The sequence below is a fragment of the Rhizobium sp. 25PS6 genome, assembly GCF_032464655.1.
Lineage (GTDB): Bacteria > Pseudomonadota > Alphaproteobacteria > Rhizobiales > Rhizobiaceae > Rhizobium > Rhizobium laguerreae.
Map to the genome: position 1 here is coordinate 58,506 of NZ_JAWDIV010000020.1, position 20,738 is coordinate 79,243.

At 62.6% G+C, this 20,738-nt stretch carries 19 protein-coding genes and 1 pseudogene; 8 read left to right on the forward strand and 12 right to left on the reverse strand.

Going from position 1 to position 20,738, the window contains the following annotated elements; all coding sequences use genetic code 11:
- Positions 1–69 precede the first annotated feature (69 nt).
- A complete protein-coding gene (locus RWK44_RS26075) occupies positions 70–699 on the reverse strand; it encodes a glutathione S-transferase family protein (RefSeq protein WP_077975986.1) in 630 nt (209 codons plus the stop codon).
- A gap of 68 nt (positions 700–767) precedes the next feature.
- Positions 768–1,262 carry a GNAT family N-acetyltransferase gene (locus RWK44_RS26080; protein WP_131665887.1) on the reverse strand — a complete coding sequence of 165 codons (495 nt, stop codon included), beginning with the start codon at positions 1,260–1,262 and terminating at the stop codon, positions 768–770.
- Positions 1,263–1,530: 268 nt separating this feature from the next.
- Here RWK44_RS26080 and dmeR point away from each other — a divergent pair, with 268 nt between their 5' ends.
- The 3 genes from dmeR (at position 1,531) to bla (ending at position 3,983) form a co-directional block, all read left to right on the forward strand.
- Positions 1,531–1,803 (forward strand): Ni(II)/Co(II)-sensing transcriptional repressor DmeR, encoded by a 273-nt coding sequence (gene dmeR / locus RWK44_RS26085; protein WP_003546569.1) that lies wholly within the window; start codon positions 1,531–1,533, stop codon positions 1,801–1,803.
- 148 nt (positions 1,804–1,951) lie between these two features.
- Positions 1,952–2,935: a CDF family Co(II)/Ni(II) efflux transporter DmeF gene (gene dmeF, locus RWK44_RS26090; RefSeq protein WP_168285062.1), complete on the forward strand. Its 984-nt coding sequence runs from the start codon at positions 1,952–1,954 to the stop codon at positions 2,933–2,935.
- Positions 2,936–3,080: 145 nt separating this feature from the next.
- Positions 3,081–3,983, forward strand: a complete 903-nt coding sequence (gene bla / locus RWK44_RS26095) for a class A beta-lactamase (protein ID WP_168285063.1) — start codon at positions 3,081–3,083, stop codon at positions 3,981–3,983.
- 243 nt (positions 3,984–4,226) lie between these two features.
- Here bla and RWK44_RS26100 read toward each other — a convergent pair whose 3' ends face one another.
- The 3 genes from RWK44_RS26100 to RWK44_RS26110 form a co-directional block, all read right to left on the reverse strand.
- On the reverse strand, positions 4,227–4,691 hold the full coding sequence (locus tag RWK44_RS26100) for an AraC family transcriptional regulator (protein ID WP_131665890.1): 465 nt from the start codon (positions 4,689–4,691) through the stop codon (positions 4,227–4,229).
- Between the two features lie 71 nt (positions 4,692–4,762).
- Complete coding sequence (locus RWK44_RS26105; RefSeq protein ID WP_131665891.1) at positions 4,763–7,102, reverse strand: glucose/quinate/shikimate family membrane-bound PQQ-dependent dehydrogenase; 2,340 nt, start codon at positions 7,100–7,102, stop codon at positions 4,763–4,765.
- 196 nt (positions 7,103–7,298) lie between these two features.
- The gene (locus RWK44_RS26110; protein WP_316029589.1) at positions 7,299–8,801 is read right to left on the reverse strand and encodes a protein adenylyltransferase SelO; all 1,503 of its coding nucleotides are present in this window, start codon (positions 8,799–8,801) and stop codon (positions 7,299–7,301) included.
- A gap of 239 nt (positions 8,802–9,040) precedes the next feature.
- Here RWK44_RS26110 and RWK44_RS26115 point away from each other — a divergent pair, with 239 nt between their 5' ends.
- A complete protein-coding gene (locus RWK44_RS26115) occupies positions 9,041–10,492 on the forward strand; it encodes an MFS transporter (RefSeq protein ID WP_316029590.1) in 1,452 nt (483 codons plus the stop codon).
- 270 nt (positions 10,493–10,762) lie between these two features.
- Here the strand turns inward: RWK44_RS26115 and RWK44_RS26120 are convergent, their stop codons facing one another.
- On the reverse strand, positions 10,763–10,993 hold the full coding sequence (locus RWK44_RS26120; RefSeq protein WP_222302831.1) for a hypothetical protein: 231 nt from the start codon (positions 10,991–10,993) through the stop codon (positions 10,763–10,765).
- Between the two features lie 24 nt (positions 10,994–11,017).
- On the reverse strand, positions 11,018–11,965 hold the full coding sequence (locus tag RWK44_RS26125; RefSeq protein ID WP_316029591.1) for a homocysteine S-methyltransferase family protein: 948 nt from the start codon (positions 11,963–11,965) through the stop codon (positions 11,018–11,020).
- A 218-nt stretch (positions 11,966–12,183) separates the two neighbouring features.
- Between RWK44_RS26125 and RWK44_RS26130 the strand changes: the two genes are divergently transcribed.
- The gene (locus RWK44_RS26130; protein ID WP_077976004.1) at positions 12,184–12,813 is read left to right on the forward strand and encodes a TetR/AcrR family transcriptional regulator; all 630 of its coding nucleotides are present in this window, start codon (positions 12,184–12,186) and stop codon (positions 12,811–12,813) included.
- Between the two features lie 52 nt (positions 12,814–12,865).
- On the opposite strand, the gene RWK44_RS26135 is transcribed toward RWK44_RS26130, so the two are convergent.
- Both RWK44_RS26135 and RWK44_RS26140 read right to left on the reverse strand, forming a co-directional pair.
- Complete coding sequence (locus RWK44_RS26135) at positions 12,866–13,390, reverse strand: DUF1697 domain-containing protein (RefSeq protein WP_316029592.1); 525 nt, start codon at positions 13,388–13,390, stop codon at positions 12,866–12,868.
- A gap of 42 nt (positions 13,391–13,432) precedes the next feature.
- Positions 13,433–15,541, reverse strand: coding sequence for a S9 family peptidase (locus tag RWK44_RS26140; RefSeq protein WP_316029593.1), 2,109 nt, complete (start codon positions 15,539–15,541; stop codon positions 13,433–13,435).
- Positions 15,542–15,792: 251 nt separating this feature from the next.
- On the opposite strand from RWK44_RS26140, the gene RWK44_RS26145 reads away from it, so the two are divergent.
- Both RWK44_RS26145 and RWK44_RS26150 read left to right on the forward strand, forming a co-directional pair.
- On the forward strand, positions 15,793–16,182 hold the full coding sequence (locus RWK44_RS26145; protein ID WP_168284835.1) for a DUF930 domain-containing protein: 390 nt from the start codon (positions 15,793–15,795) through the stop codon (positions 16,180–16,182).
- Positions 16,183–16,192: 10 nt separating this feature from the next.
- Positions 16,193–16,363: pseudogene (locus RWK44_RS26150) on the forward strand (polysaccharide deacetylase family protein); the annotation flags it as partial.
- A gap of 224 nt (positions 16,364–16,587) precedes the next feature.
- Here RWK44_RS26150 and RWK44_RS26155 read toward each other — a convergent pair.
- Entirely contained in the window at positions 16,588–17,880 is a 1,293-nt protein-coding gene (locus RWK44_RS26155) for an NAD(P)/FAD-dependent oxidoreductase (protein WP_168284834.1), read from the reverse strand.
- An 18-nt stretch (positions 17,881–17,898) separates the two neighbouring features.
- Positions 17,899–19,065, reverse strand: a complete 1,167-nt coding sequence (locus RWK44_RS26160; RefSeq protein ID WP_077976010.1) for an AI-2E family transporter — start codon at positions 19,063–19,065, stop codon at positions 17,899–17,901.
- 171 nt (positions 19,066–19,236) lie between these two features.
- Here RWK44_RS26160 and RWK44_RS26165 point away from each other — a divergent pair, with 171 nt between their 5' ends.
- Positions 19,237–19,620, forward strand: coding sequence for a hypothetical protein (locus RWK44_RS26165; protein WP_077976011.1), 384 nt, complete (start codon positions 19,237–19,239; stop codon positions 19,618–19,620).
- 10 nt (positions 19,621–19,630) lie between these two features.
- Here the strand turns inward: RWK44_RS26165 and RWK44_RS26170 are convergent, their stop codons facing one another.
- Complete coding sequence (locus tag RWK44_RS26170) at positions 19,631–20,596, reverse strand: VOC family protein (protein ID WP_410056141.1); 966 nt, start codon at positions 20,594–20,596, stop codon at positions 19,631–19,633.
- Positions 20,597–20,738: the final 142 nt, after the last annotated feature.

Here is a 20,738-nt window from a genome sequence, read left to right on the forward strand (position 1 = left end):
GCAAAAATGTGCAGTGGTTTTGCGGGATAAAAGGGCGCTGCATTTTCCGAAAGCCGATCTCGATCCTGCTTACAGGGATGTAGGACCAGGCATGAGATCATAGGGATGGCGCCAGCCGGGCATGTTGCTGATACGATCTTTCCAGGCTGCGATTGCCGGATAGGCGCTGTGATCGATTCCGGTTTCCTCCGGCATGAAGACGTAGCCCGCCAGAGAGAGGTCGGCGATCGTCACCCGGTCGCCGACCATGAAGGCCCGGTGCGCCAGATGTTCGTCAACAATTGCATAGGCAGCTTTAGCCCTCAGTCTTAAAAACTCGACGACGGGTGTCTCGCCGCTCTTCTGCAGGCCATACATGAACCTCAGCGTCGCGTAATAGCTCGTGAATTTATGGTTGTCGAAAAGGATCCAGCGCATGACGTCGCGTCGTTCTTCGGCCGTCTGCGCGCCAAACTGGCCTGTCACCTCTGACAAGTAGTCCAGGATAATACCCGATTGGCTGATCTTCATTTGCCCATGTTCGAGCACAGGCGCTTCGCCCTGTTCGTTGATGGTTTTTCGCCATTCTTCAGTTCGCGTTTCGCCGCCCAGATAATCAACGAAAATGCTTTCCCACTTGATGCCGGCGAGAGCAAAGAAGAGTGCGACCTTGTAACAATTCCCCGAGAGAGCGAAGCAATGGAGTTTGAAGTCAGGCATGAAAAGCTCCTTACAAAAATAAAACTCAAAAGGATTGATCACGCGAATCTGGAAGATCGCGATGCGCTTTAAGTAATCGACTGCAGGTAGCGCATGCCGGTCACCGGACGCGGGATGAAATCCAGCTGTTCGTAGAAGCGGTGCGCCAGCACGTTTCCGGTCGCGGCGCTGACGGAGAGGTAGCCGCAGCCGGCATTGCGGGCGGTCTCGCGCGCCCGGTCGACGAGGAGCTGGCCGGTGCCGTGACCGCGATGGCCGTCGCGCACGAAGAGATGGTGCAGGTCCATGCCGCGCTTGCCTTCCTGCGCCCTGTAGAGCGGTACGAGAATGGCGTAGCCGATCAGCCCTTCGCTGGTCTCGGCGACGAGCGCATTGATCCAGGGCAGGGGCCCGAAGAGGTCGCGCTCCAGCTGCTCCGGCGTAGTGGCAGCCGCATCGCCGTGATGGGCGGCAAGCAGGGCGATCATCTCGCCGAGCTCGGGCAGGTCGCGCGGCTTGGCGGCACGGATGGTCACCACCGATGGGCGCATCAGTGAAATTTCGCTGTCTTCGATTTCGGTCATGGTCTTCGCGTCCTTTGATAGTCTGCCGTCAGGACGCTGCCGATACAACAAAGCCGCCTGACGGCGGCTTGTTGACAATATGATCTTGTCCGGCCGCCCTTTACAGGTACAGCCAAAAATACGAGCGGCTCTGGTGCGCGTTTTCGATCATCGGTCATAGATCGTCGGAAACGCAGCCTTTGTCAATGGGGTTCGGAGCCCCAACATGGCATTGAGCTCCGGCTTCAGTCTTGATAGCATACCCCCCTATACTATATGAGAACCTGTCATGTCCCATACCACACTGCAGAAAAAGAAGCTCGTCGCCCGCATCAGCCGCCTGAAGGGGCAGATGGAGGCGGTCGAGCGCGCGCTCGAGGCCGAGCGTCCCTGCGGCGAGATCCTGCAACTGCTCGCTTCGATCCGCGGCGCCCTGACCGGGCTGACCGGCGAGGTGCTGGACGATCACCTGCGTGAGCATGTGCTGAATGCCGCTGACGATGCGGCAAGGGCAGAGGCGGTCGAGGAAATATCGGAAGTCTTGAGAACCTATATGCGCTAGAGCAATTCCGGGAAAAGTGTGAAGCGGTTTTCCCCGGCAAAGCGCGAAGCGATTTTGCCGAGAATTGCGTAAAAACAAAACCTTAGAGCGGTTATGCGTTTTCATGAAACGCTGAACCGCTCTAAGCGCGGCGACGAAGGAGCCTGTCATGAGTGCCGGAATCGACAAAGCTGGAATTGATGCCCTGGAACATGATCACGTCTTCCTCGGCACCGATCATGCGCGCAACGAGCGGCGCATCTGGCTGGTGATCGCGCTGACGGCGGTGATGATGGTGTCGGAAATCGCCGCGGGCACCATCTACGGCTCGATGGCGCTCGTCGCCGATGGCTGGCACATGTCGACACATGCCAGCGCACTGCTGATTTCCGCGCTCGCCTATCTCTTCGCCCGCCGGCAGGCGCGCAATCCGCGTTTCACCTTCGGCACAGGCAAGCTCGGCGATCTCGCCGGCTTCGCCAGCGCCATCGTCCTCGCGCTGATCGCCCTGCTGATGGCTTGGGAGAGCCTGCTGCGCCTGTCCAATCCTGTGCCGATCGGCTTTGCCCAGGCAATCGCCGTGGCGGTGATCGGCCTTGCCGTCAATCTGGTGAGCGCCTGGCTGCTGGCCGGCGGCGGCCATGTCGCGCATGGCAATCATGCGCATCACGGGCATGCCCATAGCCATCATCATCACGGACATGGCGACCATGCCCATCACGCAAAGACCGGCGACAACAATATCCGCGCCGCCTATCTGCATGTCATCGCCGATGCCCTGACCTCCGTGCTCGCCATCGCGGCGCTGACGCTCGGTAGTCTCTACGGCTGGCTCTGGCTCGATCCCCTGATGGGCATCGTCGGCGGGCTGGTGATCGCCAATTGGTCCTGGAGCCTGATGAGATCCTCGGGCGGCGTTCTTCTCGACGTCGTTCCCGAAGGCGAGACGCTGCCAGCGGAAATCCGCGGCGCCATCGAGACGGAGGATGACCGGATCACCGATCTGCATGTCTGGCAGGTCGGCCCCGGCCATCATGCCGCGATCGTCGCCGTTCTCACCTCGCAGCCGCGCGACCCGGCTTTCTACAAGGGCAGGCTCTCGGCGCTGGGAGAACTGTCGCATGTGACGGTCGAGGTCACCCGCGCCGCATGATCGGGCGGGCGGAGACGCGCGGCGGACGACAAGATCGCTCGATGGACGATTAACATCGCTCGGCGGACGACAAAGGTCGCCGCGGGGACGAGATGCCGCCGCAATCGCTGCTTAGCTCTGTCCTCCTGATTCGCCGGAGGATTTCATGGATCTCAGTCTGACCCGCCGCATGCTGATCGGCTCGGCATTGTGCCTACCCGTGCTGACGCTTCGAGCCAATGCCGAGGAGGGGGCCAAGGGGAGTGCAGGCGAGGGCGAGGACAATATTGAACATCGCCTTGCCGCTTTGGAAAAACGCACCGGCGGCCGTCTCGGCGTCTCCGTGCTCGATACCGAGACGAGCATCTCCTTCGGCTATCGCGGCAGCGAGGCATTTCCGATGTGCAGCACCTTCAAGGCGCTGGCCGCCGCTTTCGTGCTTGCCCGGACCGACAAGGGCGAGGAGAACCTCGGCCGGCGGGTGAGCTACGGCAGGGACAAGCTCGTCGATTATTCGCCGATCAGCGAAAAACACGCCGGAACCGATGGCATGACCCTTGCCGAACTCTGCGAGGCGGCGGTGACCGTCAGCGACAACACTGCCGGCAATCTGCTGCTCGAAAGTTTCGGCGGTCCGGCGGGGTTGACCGATTGGCTGCGCTCGATCGGTGACGGCACGACGCGTCTCGACCGTACCGAGCCGACGCTGAACGAGGGCAGGAAGAGTGATCCGCGCGACACGACGACACCGGATGCGATGCTCGACACGCTCGGCAATCTGACGCTCGGCTCGGTGCTCACCGAGGCCTCCTCGGACAGGCTGATCGCCTGGCTGGTGGCGAGCACGACAGGCAAGGAACGGCTCAGGGCCGGCCTGCCTGCGGATTGGAAGGTCGGCGACAAGACCGGCACCGGCCCGAATGGATCACTCGGCGATATCGCGGTGATCTGGCCGCCGGATCGCGGCCCGATCGTCGCCGCCGTCTATATCAGCGAGACGACCGTGCCGGTAAAGGAGCTCAACCCGGTCTTTGCCGAAGTCGGCCGCATGATCGTCGAGATGGTGTGAACCAGGAAAATGTGAAGGGCATCATCGACAGCTGTCCGGTTCGCGTCGGAAAACCCCTCCCCAACCCCTCCCCACAAGGGGGAGGGATTAACCTGAGGCGAGATCCTGCCACCAAAATACGCTGCCACACGCTGCACCGTCAGGAATGAAATGCAACGGGCGCCACACGGCAGCCCCTCCCCCTTGTGGGGAGGGGTTGGGGAGGGGTCTTTCTCAAATGCGGGCAATTCGAAATGCTCCAGCTCAAGCAGCCGGTACGTCGTCCACCGTCTCGGTGCCGTCATCCTCGATGCCGGCCATCTCGCGCTTGATCTGGTCGGCGATTTCCTTCTCGATCGCGGCGCGCTGGTCGGCCGGCATGGCGGCCAGATCGGCTTCGGACAGATCGTGCTGCTCGAGGTAGCGGGCCCGGATGTATTCCGCCGGCGTCATGTTTCCCCATTTGGAGAATTCGTCGACCAGGGAATTATGCGCCGCCCTTGCCGCCACTTCTTCCTCGGAAGGCGGGTTGATATAAGGGCCTTCAGCGCTTTGAAGGGCCCACATGGTATTGGCGATCGACGGCGGCGTGCTGCTCGGTTCGAGGCCGGGCGCGGCATTGGAGGCCGTTTTCGTGAAATCCGCCGTCTGCTGATTCTTGGATTTGGCCGGCTGATCGAAAAGGCCGCCGATGCCGTAATAGTTGCGAATATTACTGGAAATTTCCATAAAAACTCTCCCCGAAAAACGGGGAGAGAATGGCGCGGCAAACCTGCGCAGAGCTTGCGGGAAGCTTCACGTCACGGCAACGTATAGGCGATCACATAATCGCCGGGCTTGGTGCCGACCGAGCCGTGGCCGCCGGCGACCATGACGACATATTGCTTGTTGTCATCGGTCGTATAGGTCATTGGCGTCGCCTGGCCGCCGGCCGGAAGCCGCGCCTTCCAGATCTCTCGTCCGTTGGTCACGTCGTAGGCGCGCAGGTAGTTATCGACCGCAGCACCGAGAAAAGCGACGCCGCCCTTGGTCAGCATCGGCCCGCCGATGCCGGGCACGCCGACCTTGAAGGGCAGGGGCAATGGCGTCATGTCGCGCACGGTGCCGTTCTTGTGCATATAGGCGATCTTGCCGGTGCGCAGGTCGACGCCCGCGACATAACCCCATGGCGGCGCCTGGCAGGGGATCTGCAGCAGTCCGAGGAAGGGACCCATGAAGACGCCGTAGGGCGCGCCGTCATTACGGTTCAGCCCCTGTTCGCTGCCCTTCTCGTCCTGGCCTCTCGGCGGAATATCGGCGGCCGGCACCAGCCGCGAGGTGAAGGCGAGATAGGTCGGCATGCCGAACATGATCTGCCGCTCCGGGTCGACCGCCACCGAGCCCCAGTTGAAGGTGCCGAAATTGCCGGGATAGACGATCGTCCCTTTAAGCGAAGGCGGCGTATAGCGGCCCTCATAGTGGTAGCGGTGGAAGTCGATGCGGCAGGCCATCTGATCAAACAGCGACACGCCCCACATGTCCTTTTCCTGGAGAGGCTCGGGCGAGAAGGTGAGGTCCGAGATCGGCTGTGTCGGCGCGGTATGATCGCCCGAGACCGCGCCGCCTGGCGCTGGTATTTCCTTGACCGGGATGATCGGCTCGCCGCTGCGCCGGTCGAGCACATAGATATCGCCCTGCTTGGTCGGGCCGACGAGGGCGGGAACGGTCGTGCCGTCCTGCTTGGTCAGGTCGATCAGCGCCGGCTGGGCCGGGACATCCATGTCCCAGAGATCGTGATGCACCGTCTGGCGCACCCAGCGCAGCTGGCCGGTGGCGATATCGAGCGCGACGATCGAAGACGAGAATTTCTCGACATTCTCGCTGCGATTGATGCCGATCTGGTCGGGCACCTGGTTGCCGAGCGGGATGTAGACCATGCCGAGTGCCTCGTCGACGCTGAAAACCGACCAGCTGTTCGGCGAGTTGGTCGTATAGGTCTGGCCCTCGGTGATCGGCGTCGTCACGTCGGGATTGCCCGAATCCCAGTTCCAGACCAGCGCGCCGGTGTTGATGTCGAAGGCGCGGATGACGCCGGATTGTTCCTCGGTCGAATAATTGTCGTTCACCGCCCCGCCGACGATGATCTTGCCCGCCACCGCGACCGGCGGCGACGTAGAATAATAATAGCCGGCCGGATTGTAGCGCATGCCGGTTTCCAGATGCAGCACGCCCTGGTCGGCAAAGCTGGTGCAGACCTTTCCGTCTGCCGCATCGAGCGCGATCAGCCGGGCATCCGAGGTCGGCAGGTAGACACGCTCGGCGCAGGGCTGGCCGGCGGCGACAGTTGGATCGGCATAATAGGTGACGCCGCGGCAGGTCTGATGCTGCCGGTCGGGGTTCATGCCGGAGTTGGAGTCGTATTTCCATTTCTCCTTGCCGGTCTTGGCGTCGAGCGCGATCGCCCAGTTGTGCGGCGTGCAGAGATAGAGCGTGTCCTTCACCTTGAGCGGCGTCACCTGATAGGTCGTCTCGCCGACATCGTCCGGCCGCTTGACGTCGCCGGTCTGGTATCGCCACGCTTCCTTGAGGGTGGAGACGTTTTCGGCGGTGATCTGGTCGAGTGGCGAGTAGCGCTGGCCGAATGGCGTGCGGCCGTATTGATGCCATTCGCCATCCGGCACGCTGCCGCCGAAGGCGGGTTGGGCGGCGACCGTATCCTTCGGCAGCTCGCCGGCAAGATCATGCGGGTCTGTCGTCATCGAATAAAGGGCGACCAGGATGGCGAGAACGACGGGCACGGCAAGCGGCCAGGGGTTGGCGGCGTAAGTGATGCCGGTCGGGCTGCGCAGGCCGAGCGGCCGGCGAATCCATGGTGTCAGCAGCCAGAGCCCGAGCAGGATGATCATGCCGCCGCGCGGGCCAAGCTGCCACCAGTCGAAGCCGACCTCCCAAATCGCCCAGGCGAGTGCTGCGACGACGAGCACTGCATAGACCCAGAGCGCCACAGCCTTGCGCATCAACAGCAGCCCGGCGGTAATCAGGAACATCAGCCCGGCGAACAGATAGAAGACGCTGCCGCCGAGCGTGACGAGCCAGAGCCCGCCGCCGCCGAGTGTGAGCCCGATGATGATGAAGAAGATGGAGGTGACGATGATCGCCATAAGGCAGTCTCCCGCTGAGGTTAGCCGGGCTGAGGGATCGGCGGAAAAGTCCCGCCGATCAGCCAGATAGCGCGAAGGAGATGCCTTTCAACGGCCACAATTGCCGCAGGGTGCGGATGCGTCGAACGGGGCGCTGGGCCGGATGGAAGCGGATCGCTGTGGCACAACTGCCGCACCGAAACGGTCGAAGCACCTGTCACGTTCCGCAGAAGGTGGCAAGCACCCGTTCGTTGGGCTTCGGAGGTTCCCTATAGGCGGCAAAGCCCGGCTGGTCGTCATAGGGTTTCGACAGCACGGTCAGCAGCGCCTCGAACAGCGAAAAATCGCCGTTTTCGACCGCGGCCTCGATCGCCTGTTCGACGCGGTGATTGCGCGGAATGAAGGCCGGATTGACGCGGCGCATAGCAACAGCACGCTCACTGGCCGTCTGTGGATCGCGTGACAGCCGCTCGCGCCACTGCGCAAGCCAGGCGCCGCCGGCATCCGGCTCGCGGAAACCCACTGCAAATTCAGGCTCTGCGGCGTCATCGCCGGCAAGATCCGACAGCCGCCGGAAGGTCAGGGTGAAATCTGCACCCTGCGCCTGCATCAGCGTCAGCAGCGCCTGCACCAGGTCGAGATCGCCGTCCTCTTCGCCGGCAAGGCCGATCTTTTCGCGCATGCCGGCCAGCCAATGCGCCTGGAACCGTTCGCCGTAACTCTTGATCACTGCATTCGCCTTTTCGACCGCGCCGTCTGGCTCGGCGTCTATCAGCTGCAGCAGCGTTTCGCCGAGCCTTGCGAGGTTCCATTGGCCGATGGCGGGCTGGTTGGCATAGGCGTAACGCCCGTGCTGGTCGATCGACGAGAAGACGGTCGCCGGATCGTAAGCGTCCATAAAGGCGCAGGGGCCGAAATCGATCGTCTCGCCGGAGACGGTCATATTATCGGTGTTCATCACGCCATGGATGAAGCCGACATGCAGCCAGCGGGCAATCAGCGCCGCCTGGCGGTCTGAAACCGCTTCGAACAGCGCGAGATAGGGGTTCTCGGCCTCTTTCAATGCCGGATAGTGCCGGTCGATCACATAATCGGCCAGAGCCCGCACGCCGTCGGTGTCGCCTCTAGCCGCGAAGTATTGGAACGTGCCGACGCGGATATGACTTGCCGCGACGCGGGTGAAGACCGCGCCCGGCAGCACCTCTTCGCGATAGACCGGCTCGCCTGTCGTCACCGCCGCCAGCGCCCGCGTGGCCGGAATGCCGAGCGCAAACATCGCCTCGCTGATGATATATTCCCTGAGCACCGGGCCGAGCGCCGCCCGCCCATCGCCGCGGCGCGAAAACGGTGTCGGCCCGGCGCCCTTCAGCTGAATATCGTAGCGTTTACCGCTGCGGTCGACCACTTCGCCGAGCAGGATCGCCCGGCCGTCGCCGAGCTGTGGCGAGAAGCCGCCGAACTGATGCCCGGCATAGGCCATCGCCAGCGGTTCGGCTCCTTCGGGAACGAGATTGCCGGAAAAGATCGCCGCGCCGTCACGGCGCAAGGTCTCGACGTCGAGCCCGAGTTCGGCAGCGAGCGGCTCGTTGAGCTTGATCAGCCAGGGCTCCGCCACCGCAGTCGGCGCTTGCGCCGCAAAGAAGCGTGGGGGCAAGCCGACATAACTGTTGTCGAACGGAAAGGCCGCACCGGGCCGGTTTTTCTGCAGGGCGGAGGTCATGGTTCATAGGTAGGGCCGGGGTGTCTGTGGCGCAAGCCGGACCTTCACGAAGATCGAGCCAATGCAAGGAATCGTGACCTGCCTTTACCTCTCGTCAAAGCAGCTTTGCCATAAAGGACATAGCGTCGCCATGATCGCGGGCGTATAGCAAATCGTCTCCCGTTGGCTTTGCGCCATGTCATCCCCGCGGCCCTGCTGCCTTGTGTGCTCCGCCGCGCCACCGCGAGTGATCCCGGACGATGTCGGATCAGATTTACCAGGCGCCGATGGTTCGGCGCGCCGCGCCCAATTTCCGGGTGATCGCGATGATTGTCGCGAGTGCGATGCTGATGGAAAACATCGACGCGACCGTGCTTGCGACAGCGCTGCCCACCATGGCGCGCGATTTCGGCGTCGGCGCTCCGGCCATGTCGATCGCCCTGACCTCCTATCTCTTGAGCCTTGCCATCTTCATTCCCGCAAGCGGCCGGATGGCCGACAGTTTCGGCTCCCGCACCGTTTTCCGCTCGGCCATCGCGGTCTTCGTCGTCGGGTCCATCCTCTGCGCGCTCGCGCCGACGCTGTCCTTCCTGGTGCTGGCGCGGCTGCTGCAGGGCATCGGCGGCGCGATGATGATGCCGGTCGGGCGCCTGGTGCTGATGCGCAGCGTCGACCGCAAGGATATGGTCAGCGCCATGTCCTGGCTGCTCGTGCCGGCGCTGATCGGGCCGATCGTCGGCCCGCCGCTCGGCGGCTTCTTCGTCACCTATCTCGACTGGCGCTGGATCTTTTATATCAACGTGCCGATCGGCATCATCGGCATGATCCTCGTCTCGATCTACATCGACGAGGTCAAGGGCAAGGCAAGCGGTCCCTTCGATACGATCGGCTTCATTCTCTCGGGCATCTCGCTCGGCTCGCTGCTCTTCGGCTTCGAAATGTCGAGCCATGAAGGCGAGGGCGCCTTTTCGATCTTCCTGATCGCCATCGGCCTGCTCTTCGGCATCGGCTATCTCCGGCATGCCCGCAAGCACCCGTCGCCGATCATGGATTTTTCGCTGATGAAGGTGCCGAGCTTCGGCACGTCTGTCATCGCCGGTTCGCTGACCCGCATCACGCAAGGGGCGCAGCCCTTCCTGCTGCCTCTGCTCTTCCAAATCGGTTTCGGCCTGTCTGCGGCTGCGGCCGGCCAGATCATCATCGCCACCGCGCTTGGCGCTCTCGCCATGAAGCCGATGGCGAAGTTCGTCTTCCGCCGGCTGGGCTTCCGGCGAAGCCTCGTTCTCAACGGCATCCTCGGCACGATCGGCTATGGCCTCTGTGCCGCCTTCCGGCCGGACTGGCCGATGCCGCTCATCTTCGTCGTCCTGGTGCTCAGCGCCTTCTTCCTGTCGTTCCAATTCACCGCCTATAACACCATTGCCTATGACGAGATCAGCAAGGAGCGAATGAGCTCGGCCACCAGCTTCTACACCACCTTCCAGCAGCTCATGCTGTCGCTCGGCATCTGCATCGGCGCCTTGGCGCTGCACGGCTCCATGGCCTTGTCAGGCACTGAGACGCCGGCTCTTGGCGATTTCTCCGCCGCCTTCATCGTCGTCACCATCATCTCGATCACCGCCACCTTCTGGAACCTGCGCTTCTCGCCGACCGCCGGCGAGGAGATCAGCGGCTACAGGGCCAAACAGACGAAAGGGGCCGTCGAAGGCTGACGTCGGCTTTGTGCCGCGGCGCCCCCCTCTGCCCTGCCGGGCATCTCCCCCGCAGGTGGTGAGATTGGCTGGGCTCACGGGCTTCCCCAAACAACGAACGTCCAGCACGGCGAAACGGTAGATGGACAGGAAGTTCAAGCCACTCGTGATCTCCCCACCTGTGGGGGAGATGCCCGGCAGGGCAGAGGGGGGCATACACGGCACGCCTTAGCCGGCCGGGTACGAGACGAAAGGCGCCGTCGCCGAAGGCGGACGCCGCCTTTCCCTTCGTCAGAAGCCGACCGGCTCCCGCAGCCGCCTGCGTCGCGAGGGCCGGCCCTCGCGCCGCTCCGCCTCGAGCCCGTAGGTCATCGGGCCGTCGAAACCCCCGAAGGCAAGATCACTATCCCGCAGCGCCACCTCCACGGCCGGCTCAGGCTCGGCGCGCCTCCGCCGTCCGGTGATCGCAAGCCATAGATCGTGCCAGCCGCGCCGGCCCGGCAGCGCGCCTATTACCGTCATTGTCACTTCCTCCCTCTCAGGTCGTCATGCCGCCTGCGGCAAGCATGCCTCGCAGATCGCCGCGACATGGCGGTGGTCGGTGCCGCAGCAGCCGCCAAGCACGCTGAGCTGCGGCATGCGGCCGATGAGCTTGCGGTAGCGGCGGCCGAGATCTTCGGGATCGCCCGCATCCAGCGTCTCGCTATTGTCGAGCTGCTCATGGCTCATGGTCGAGGCATTGGCGCGAATGCCGGAAATGCGCTTCACCCAGGCGCTTCCCGCATCGAGCGCTGTTTCGAAGTGCGTCGGGTGGGCGCAGTTGATCATGTAATAGGCCGGCGCCCCGCCGGTCATCGCATCGGTCGTCTCGATCGCCTCCTGAAGGCTGCGGCCCGTCACCAGCCTGCCATCCGTCTCCAGCGTGAAGGAAATGGCCGAGGGCATGCCGAGCGACCGTGCCGCCCGCGCCACACCGATCGCCTCGTCGACATTGGTCAGCGTGAAGGCGGTCACCATATCCGCCTCGGTGCCGGCGAAAGCCCCGATCTGGAAGGCATGGTAGTCTTCCGCCTCGGCGGCATCCATCACGCCCGCCTTGTAGCCGTCGCCGCGCGGGCCGATGGCGCCGCTGATGACGATCGGCTGCTCCGGCCGCTCATAGGCGCTGCGCAAGCCGACGAGCAGGTCGACAGCTTCCTCGTTGACCGCCCTCAGGGCTTCGCTCGTATAGCCGAGCTTCTGCCCCCAGTCCGGATTGGCCCGCCATGTGGCGGTGTCGAGTACGAAGCCCGTGCCGTGCCGCCGTGCGACGTCGAGATAGCGGCGATAGTAATTCCGCAGGCGCTGCCGCCCGTCTTCGGAAGCCAGCAATATGAAGGCGGCGAAATGCGGAAGTTCGATTCCTTCCTGGAAGATCATCGTCGTTTCCATGCCGCCGTCGGTAATGAAGGTGCCGCCTTTGAGCTGCGGCAACCCGTTTCTGTACTTTGCCATTGTTGAAGCCTCTCCCTCGCGACACCCGATTGGCTGCCGTCGATGAATGATGTTCTGGCGCTTAATTGGCTGCCAAACTAGGCGACTTGCGGTATACTCCAAGCGGTTTTGGTTTTTACCGATTGATATCAATCGCTTGCTTCGACCGATCTTGCCGGGGGCGGAGGCAGATCTGATCGTGCAACACTGAAAACTGTACCGCCGGTACAGGAGGGGACATGCGAAAGGGCGAGGAAACGCGGACCCGCATCCTCGATGTGGCGGAAGCGGCAGTCTTGCAGAAGGGTTTCGGCGGCACCTCCATCGAGGAGCTGATCGCCGAGACCGGCATCACCAAGAGCGGCTTCTTCTATCACTTCAGAGACAAGAACGAGCTCGCCAAGGCGCTGCTCAACCGCTACATCGATAATGACGAGCGCATCTATGATGAGATCTTCGGCCGCGCGCGCGATCTGACCGGCGATCCGCTGCAATCCTTCCTGCTCGGCCTGAAGCTGCTTTCCGAATTGCTCTCCGACCTGCCGAACGGACATCCCGGCTGCCTGGTGGCGACCGTCTGCTATTACGAGCGGCTGTTCGACCGGGAGATCCAAGAGACCAACCGGAATGCGGTGCTTGCCTGGCGGCGGCGCTTCGGCCGCATGCTCCGCGAGATCATGGAAGTCTATCCGCCGCGCGAACCCGTCGACGTCGACCAGCTCGCCGACATGGTGTCCTCCGTCCTGGAAGGCGGCATCGTTTTGTCGAAGACGCTGAAGGAGCCGAACACGCTGGCCGAGCAGGTGCTGATGCTCCGCACCTTCGTGAAAATGCTCTTCCTGCCGGTAGTGGAAATGCCGAGGGCCTAAAGCAACTCCAGCAAAAGTGCGAAGCGGCTTTGCTGGAATTGCGCTGACATCCTCAGTCCCCGTCCTCCAACGCCGCCGCCATCTCCGCGAGCTTGCGTACGGTGTTGAGATTGCGCGACGTTCCCGGTTTCAGCGCCGGCAGCTTCAGCTTCGAGCGGCCGGAACCATTGGGATAGTGTACATAGATTTCCCTGCCGGCGAGCTTGGCCTCCTCGCCGTCGGGCGCCACCATCTTTTCCAGCGCATCGCCGGGCGGCTTTTCGGGCAGGAAGTACACGAGCAGGAAGTTCGGCTTGGCATCGGGAAAGGGTGCGTCGTCGACTACGCCGTCGAGTTCCTTGCGGCTGCGCACCATCACGCCTGGCCGCTTTCCGAGCTTCTTGCCGATTGCCTCGTCGAGCCGCTCCTCCACCGCCTTTTCCGCTTCATCCGCGCGGAAAAGCACGTTGCCGCTCTGGATGTAGGTCTTGACGTCGGAAAAGCCTAGGTCTTCGCAGATCGCCTTCAGTGCGGCCATCGGCAGCGCGCCGGTACCGCCGACGTTCACGGCGCGGAGGAGGGCGATATAGACGGCCATTTTTTCTCCCTTGGTACCGTGTGGCACCCCCAACCCAGCCCTTCACATCTTCCCAGCAACCTTGATCGCAAACGCATATTCAAACGCGATCTCTTCCAGCCGCTGGAAGCGGCCCGAGGCGCCGCCGTGGCCGGCGTCCATGTTGGTCTTGAGCAGGATCGGCGCGTCGCCCGTCGTCTTGTCGCGCAGCTTCGCCACCCACTTTGCCGGCTCCCAATAGGTGACGCGCGGGTCCGTCAGGCCACCGAGCGCCAGGATTGGCGGGTAAGCTTTCGTGTCGACATTGTCATAGGGGGAGTAGGAGGCGATCTGCTCGTATTCTTCCTTGCTGTCGATCGGGTTGCCCCATTCCGGCCATTCCGGCGGAGTGAGCGGCAAAGTGTCGTCGAGCATTGTGTTGAGCACGTCGACGAAGGGTACGGCGGCGATGAGGCCGGCGAACTTCTCCGGCGCCATGTTGGCAACCGCACCCATCAGCATGCCGCCGGCCGATCCGCCCTCGGCGATGATCTTCGCGTAAGACGTGAACCTCTGTTGATTCAGATAATCGGCCGCCGCGACGAAGTCCTTGAAGGTGTTGGTCTTCTTGTCCATCTTGCCGTCTTCATACCAGGAAAATCCCTTGTCCTTGCCGCCGCGGATATGGGCAATCGCATAGACGAAGCCGCGATCGGCGAGCGACAGGCAGTTGGTGTTGAAGCCGGCCGGAATGGTGATGCCGTAGGCCCCATAGCCATAGAGCAGGCAGTGGGCGCTGCCGTCGAGTGGGGTGTCCCTACGATAGAGCAGAGTGACCGGCACCTTCTCGCCGTCCCATGCCGGGGCAAAGACGCGGCGGGTGATGTAGTCGTCGGGATTGTGGCCGGACGGCACTTCCTGCGTCTTCAACAGCGTGCGCTCGCGCGTCACCATGTTGTAATCATAGAGCTGCGACGGCGTCGTCATCGAGGAATAGGAGAAGCGGATGATATCCGTGTCGTATTCCGCCGCACCCTGCAGCCCCAGCGAATAGGCTTCCTCGGCGAAGGCGATCGCATGTTCCTCGCCGGTCGCCCGATCGCGGATCATGATCTGCGGCAGCCCATCCTTGCGCTCCAGCCACAGAAGATGGCGGGCATAGGCCATGTGGCTGATAACAAGCGTGCCGGGTTTGTGGGCGACCACTTCGCGCCAGTTCTCTTTCACCGGATTATCGACCGGCGCTTCCATGATCTTGAAATCCTTGGCGCCGCCGTCATTCGTGAGGATGTAGAAGACGTCGCCGCCCTCGGTCAGCGAATATTCGATGCCTTCCTCGCGCGCCGCCACCAGCTTCGGCTCGGCGGTCAAATCCTTGGTCGACAGCAGCCGGTATTCGCTGGTTTCGTGGTCGTGAATGTCGATATAGATGAAATCGTCGAGCAGTGAGCCGCCGACGCCCATGAAGAAGCCGGCATCCGCCTCCTCATAGACCAGCCGGTCTTCCGACTGCGGCTGGCCGAGAATGTGGTGGAACACCTTCGATGGCCGGTGGTTCTCGTCGAGCGCCGAATAGAAGAAGCTCTTGCCGTCGGGCGCCCAGACGCCGCCGCCGCCGGTATTCTCGATCCGGTCGGCAAGGTCTTGTCCGGTCTGGAGGTCGCGCACCTGCAGCGTGAAGAATTCCGAACCCTTGTCGTCATAACCCCAGATGCCGCGGCTGTGGTCGCTCGAATGGTCGAGGCCGGCGAGGCGGAAATAGGCCTTGCCTGATGCCTCCTTGTCGCCGTCGAGCAGCACCGTGCGGATCGTCTCGTCGGCGACGTTGCCGTCGCGGGCGATGCGGAAATAACGCGGCTGTTCACCGCCGGTGACATAGAAGGTGCCGTAGGCATAGGCGCCGTCCTTCATCGGCACCGAGCTGTCGTCTTCCTTGATGCGGCCGCGCATTTCGGCAAACAGCATCTTCTGCAGCGGCTTGGTGTCCTCCATCGCCGCGTTCATATAGGTGTTTTCGGCTTCGAGATGGCGGCGGATCTCAGGGTCGAGGATCGACGGATCCTTGAACATCGCCTGCCAGTTGTCGGCGCGTAGCCAGGCGTAGTCGTCCGTGCGGGTAATGCCGTGGCGCGTATCGGAGATCGGCTTCTTCGGTGCGGCAGGCGGTGTCGGCAGGCTCTTGAAAGCGGACAAGGAATGGCTCCGGGTCGGAATGTCGGGTTGGCAAGAGATAGAGGCGCGCCGCCGCCGGATCAAGCGGCAAGGGTGCGGCAAGAGTACAGCTGCCCTTCCACAGACAAGGAGGACGCTCTGCCGGCCTTGCCTTGATGTCACCACATTATTTAACAAAGTCCGCTATCTCAGTGAATTTGCACGTGCCAAGCTCCCGGCAAGCTGTCGGGGGTGGGGTAAAAATTGCAGAACAGTAAGGGATTTTTTCCGCAATGCCGAAACGTCTGGTCCTGTTTGTATCCCTCGCAAGCCTTGCTGCCCCCGCCTTTGCCGTCGATCCCGCCATCAAGAAGCAGCTGGAAAAACTCGATCCCGCGACCCGCCTGGAACAGAGCTGCGACACCGAGGCGATGAGCCGCATCAACAAGGACAGCACGGGCTTCAAGCCCGACAAGGTGATCGCCTATACCTTCAAGGACCCGATCCCCGGCGACAATTCGCTGGAGGCGCCAGGTGCCGTCTTTCGGAGCAAGGGCGACTGGTACCATCTCTCCTACAATTGCATCACTGGTCCGCAGCATATCAACGTGCGCGAGCTCAATTACGAGATCGGCGAGAAGGTGCCGCGCGAGAAGTGGAACAAGTATTATCTCTATGATTGATGCTGCCCTGTCCGTTCAAGCGGCTGCGGTGACATCAGGCCGCATGGCTGTCAACCAGCCGACCCATGCGGCCGGCGAGGGGGTGGCAGCCAAGGCGCTGGTCGATCTCAAGGCCAAAGGCACGCAATTCGTCCGCCTCGGGGATGTCGAGGACACTGGCGACGACAAGACGACGGAGTGATTGAAGGCAGGCCGTGGGGGGCACCCCCCTCTGGCCTGCCGGCCATCTCCCCCACAAGGGGGGAGATCGGCAAGAAGCCATGCCTCGCCCTAAATCTACGATTCATGTGACGGCCCCTTGTTTAAGGAAGCCATCGCGCCCAGCCAATCTCCCTCCTTGTGGGGGAGATGCCCGGCAGGGCAGAGGGGGTGCCCCACGCCACGACAGTCGATGTGAGACCTTACTTACCTCAGCTCCTTCCCGGCCCGCGCCACATCCTCTCCAAAACGGCGCAAACCCGGCCCATCCCGGTCGAGCGCGAAATCCTCGAACCAGTCGCGATGCATGCCGGCTAGCATGGCGCCGATCATCTGCGCGGCGAGATAGGAAAAGGTGATGCCATTGCCGCCGTAGCCATAGGCTGAGAACACATGCGGCGTCTCCGGCACCGGGCCGATCAGCGGCAGACCGTCGACCGTCTCGCCGAAGGTTCCGCACCAAGCATGGGCAACGCGCGTATCCGCCTTCGGCCACAGCCGCTTCATCTTCTCCTGGATCGCTAGGGTCTTGGCCGGCAGCTTCCGATCTCGTGCCTCGGCATCCGTGGTATCGTCATCCTCGCCGCCGGCGACGATGCGATTGTCCGCCGTTGTGCGCATGTAGAGATAGGGGTGGCTATTCTCCCAGATCAGCGCCCTGTCGCGCCAGAAATTTGCCGGGTCCTGCGGCACGGTGGCGAGCGCCCAGCTCGAACTGACCCGGTGCAGCTTCGGCATGTCGAGGCCCGGCATCGAATAGCCGGTCGCAAGCACGATGTGCCGCGCCTCAATGAGGTGACCTCCGTCCGTCTCCGCTGCCACGTGATCGCCTTCGCTGTGAAGCGCAGTCACGGAAGCGTTGACCAGCTGTGCGCCGCGCCGCGCCGCCATCTCGATCAGGGCCCAGGTCAGAAGCAGCGGATCGCACTCCGCCGAACTCGGTGAATAGATCGCGCCATCCCGGTCGAGCTCGAAATGTGTGAAGAGATCGGGATGTTCGAGATAGACGCCGGGAAGGCCGGCCCGGCGGCGAAGCTGGCGCTCCTCCCTGAGGTTGCGCGCGCCTTCGCAGTTGGCGGCGAGATAGAGTGTGTTGCGCGGCCGGAAGCCGCAGGCGATGCCGTTTGCGGCGATGAGCTTGGAAAGGCCGGCGACCGCAGCACCACTGCGGCGGTAGATGCCGGCCGCGCGCTCGAAGCCGTAATAATCCTCGAGTTCGCTGAGCGTGCTGTCGATTTCCCATTGCAGCATCGCCGTACTCGCCGCGGTGCTGCCAAAGCCGGGCTCCTCCCGGTCGATGACCGCAACGGAAAAACCGCGCGCCGTCAAATGTTCGGCAACCAGGGCACCGGTGATGCCGCCGCCGACTACCGCGACGTCGGTGGAAAAGCTCTGCTCGATCGGCCGCCATTCCGGCCGTATGCCGCTCTTCCCCCAGAGAGAACGGCCGCTCACCATCTGGTCGTGATCGGATTCGGTAAGATCGAGATCAGATGCCACGGACGTTCCCCCGGTTGATCATTTCGGCAATTGCGGCTGCGGCTTTTCCTCGATCAGCAGTTCGTCGATGACAGTCATGACGATCAGCGAGAGCGGCAGCGCCAGCATGGCGCCGACGGCGCCCCACATCCATGTCCAGAACAGGATGGCGATGAAGACGACGAAGGGATTGATTTCCAGCCGCCGTCCCATCACTGCGGGGAAGATCAGGTTCTCCATGAGGAGATGCACTGTGAAGAAGGCTGCGGCCGGCATTAGGCCGATGAGGATGCCATCATGAGTCAGGATGCCGGCGATGGCGACAGCAAGCGTCATTAGAGTGATGCCGAGATAGGGGATGAAGCTCGACAGGAAGGCAAAGAAGCCCCAGAGCACCGGGGCCGACAGCCCGCCGGCATAGGCGATGACGGTCATGACGACGCCGAGCCCGACATAGATCAGCGAGGCCGTTGCGAAATAAAATCCGAGTACCTGCTCGACGGCATTGATGACTCGGATGGCCGCCAGGCGCTGCGTGCGGGTGCGGAAGGTCATGATGATCGTCTTGCGCAGGTTGACCCGACCAGCGAGGAAAAACAGCAGCGCCGCAAAGAAGATCAGTCCCTGCACCAGCGCCGGCGTCAGGCTACTTGTCACCACGTGCAGCACGTTGCCAGTGTTTTCGAGCAGCGCACCGATCGACATCGACCCGCTTTCGAATGTCGCCGGCGTGATATGCAGCCATGTGATGCGCTCCAGATAAGGCATGATGCGGTTGATGGTTCGCTCGGCGAAGGCGGGGCCTTCATTGGCAAGCGTCATCAGCGGGTCGGCGAGTGAGTTGATCAACAGGAAGATCACCAGCGCCACGCTGCTTGAAAGGATGAAGGCGTTGGCAAGCCGCGGCACGCCCATCTTGCTGAGCTTTTCCGCCGCCATGCCAAGGATCATGCCGACGACGACGGCAAGCGTGATTGGAATGAGGATCAGCGACATCAGATAGACGGCGGCAAGGAAGAGAATGCCGAAGATGCCGATGATCGCCCAGGCCATGCTGACATCGAGCCCGTCTTTTTCCAGCCGGTGCAGCGGCGGCGGCGGCAGTTCTTCCGCAGCCTCCTTTAGCGACTGTGCCCAAGCGCTGGTGTGGCGTTCGCCGATGGCGATCTTCTTTGCTTGTTTGCGGATGCCATTTGCGATGCCCATTGCGGTGAGGTCCCCCCGAAGCCCATTGCTTCGTGACGGAAACGCGCCGATGCGGTTCCGGTTCCCCCGGCACTCCAGCGCCTGTGTCCGTACCGGACATGTGCATATTGGGCCTTAGCGCTGGAACAAGTTTTCGGTCACGGGAGTTCGGCCTCGGAAGGAGTTACAGCTATGACTGCAGATCGAGATCAGATCAATACGACCGAGACCTACGGCACCGAGCCGCCTTATGCGGACAAGGCGGCGCTTGACGCCTCCGACCAACGGCGATGGTGGGTCTGGGGGATACTTGGGGCGGGCTTGGCGGTCTTCATCATCGCTGGCGTCAGTGTCGCGATCTGGCCCGACCCCAGCAGCAATGATCCAACGGCGACAGCCTCGACCAAGCCGGACCCGATCAATGCGCAACCATCCGGCCCCGGCACCTTCAACGACGATCCCGTCTCCGCCCCGGCAAGGCCTCCGGAAGCAGTGGACCGTTCACCATCGCCGAGCGGAAATGGTGGTGGGCCGACGCAGGTGACGACACCATCGGGCGCCGAGAAGGTCCGATAGCCTCTTTGGATCAAGCCGACAGCGTTAGGCCAATGCCCCACGGATCTTTCAGGAAGATGCCGCCGTCGCGCTTCTCGCTTTTGATCTCGAGATTATCCAGTTTGGAGACGGCCGCATCCAGCGTGCCCTTGTCGTTGAAACGAATCTTGTAGTCGGACAGCCCGGTCATGTTGCCGGCGCGTGCCATGGCGCCGCGGCTGTTCCAGATATTGGCGCCGAGATGGTGGTGGTAGCCGCCGCTCGCAAAGAAACTCGCGCCCGGATAGCGCGCCATCAGCTTGAGGCCGAGGACGTCGCGGTAGAAGGCGTCGGCCTGCGGGATGTCGCCGACCTGCAGATGCAGGTGGCCGATCGCCGTCCCCGCAGCCATGCCGTCCCAGCGCTCATCAGGCGCGCTGTTGTAGAGCGCCTGCAGGTCGAGGCGTAGCGTCGCCATCTCCACCATGCCGTCCTCATGGAATTTCCATTGTTCGTGCGGCCGGTCGGCATAGATCTCGATGCCGTTGCCTTCGGGATCGGAAAGATAGATCGCCTCGCTGACGAGATGGTCCGAGGCGCCGTCCAGCGCGACGTTATTCTGTGCCGCATGGCGCAGCCAGCGTGCGAGCTCCGTCCGGTCCGGCATCAGGAAGGCGGTGTGGAAAAGGCCGGCGGCATTGCGCGGCGCGATGGTCGCATTCTTTGCGGTCGTCAGCGTTAGCAAGGGCAGGTCGCCGACACCCAGCACTTCGCCGCTCGCCGTCTTCTCGATCACCTTCAGGCCGAGCATCGATTGGTAGAAGCCGGAAACCAGACCGAGGTCGGTCACGACCAGATGCGACCGGTCGATATAGGCGGGCCGTGTCAGCGCATAGGAAGTATCGGTCGTCATGGCTTGTTCTCCTGCCTCTGAATTGGCCCGTAGGATAGAAGGCGTACCGGCGGTGGCGGCAAACATGCCGCCCGTGGCAAGCCCGAGGAAGTTTCGCCGGTTCATTCGCCGCTGATCTCCCCTCGGCTGCCGTACTTGATCCCTATATGGCGCATTCCAATTGTTCACAGAAGACCCGTTTTTGAGGATGAAGCGTTGAGCAGATGTTGACGATGACTTGCGCCCACTTGATTGCGATCAATGCGCC

Excerpts from the sequence above, each read along its gene's own strand:
- RWK44_RS26135 (WP_316029592.1), bottom strand. The coding sequence starts at position 13,390 with ATGGCCGTCTATATCGCCCTCCTCCGCGCCGTGAACGTCGGCGGTACC.
- dmeF (WP_168285062.1), top strand. The coding sequence starts at position 1,952 with ATGAGTGCCGGAATCGACAAAGCTGGAATTGATGCCCTGGAACATGAT.
- RWK44_RS26120 (WP_222302831.1), bottom strand. The coding sequence starts at position 10,993 with ATGACGGTAATAGGCGCGCTGCCGGGCCGGCGCGGCTGGCACGATCTA.
- RWK44_RS26160 (WP_077976010.1), bottom strand. The coding sequence starts at position 19,065 with ATGGGCATCGCAAATGGCATCCGCAAACAAGCAAAGAAGATCGCCATC.
- RWK44_RS26080 (WP_131665887.1), bottom strand. The coding sequence starts at position 1,262 with ATGACCGAAATCGAAGACAGCGAAATTTCACTGATGCGCCCATCGGTG.
- bla (WP_168285063.1), top strand. The coding sequence starts at position 3,081 with ATGGATCTCAGTCTGACCCGCCGCATGCTGATCGGCTCGGCATTGTGC.
- RWK44_RS26145 (WP_168284835.1), top strand. The coding sequence starts at position 15,793 with ATGCCGAAACGTCTGGTCCTGTTTGTATCCCTCGCAAGCCTTGCTGCC.
- RWK44_RS26105 (WP_131665891.1), bottom strand. The coding sequence starts at position 7,102 with ATGGCGATCATCGTCACCTCCATCTTCTTCATCATCATCGGGCTCACA.
- RWK44_RS26170 (WP_410056141.1), bottom strand. The coding sequence starts at position 20,596 with ATGAACCGGCGAAACTTCCTCGGGCTTGCCACGGGCGGCATGTTTGCC.
- RWK44_RS26100 (WP_131665890.1), bottom strand. The coding sequence starts at position 4,691 with ATGGAAATTTCCAGTAATATTCGCAACTATTACGGCATCGGCGGCCTT.
- RWK44_RS26075 (WP_077975986.1), bottom strand. The coding sequence starts at position 699 with ATGCCTGACTTCAAACTCCATTGCTTCGCTCTCTCGGGGAATTGTTAC.
- RWK44_RS26165 (WP_077976011.1), top strand. The coding sequence starts at position 19,237 with ATGACTGCAGATCGAGATCAGATCAATACGACCGAGACCTACGGCACC.
- RWK44_RS26115 (WP_316029590.1), top strand. The coding sequence starts at position 9,041 with ATGTCGGATCAGATTTACCAGGCGCCGATGGTTCGGCGCGCCGCGCCC.
- RWK44_RS26110 (WP_316029589.1), bottom strand. The coding sequence starts at position 8,801 with ATGACCTCCGCCCTGCAGAAAAACCGGCCCGGTGCGGCCTTTCCGTTC.
- dmeR (WP_003546569.1), top strand. The coding sequence starts at position 1,531 with ATGTCCCATACCACACTGCAGAAAAAGAAGCTCGTCGCCCGCATCAGC.
- RWK44_RS26125 (WP_316029591.1), bottom strand. The coding sequence starts at position 11,965 with ATGGCAAAGTACAGAAACGGGTTGCCGCAGCTCAAAGGCGGCACCTTC.
- RWK44_RS26130 (WP_077976004.1), top strand. The coding sequence starts at position 12,184 with ATGCGAAAGGGCGAGGAAACGCGGACCCGCATCCTCGATGTGGCGGAA.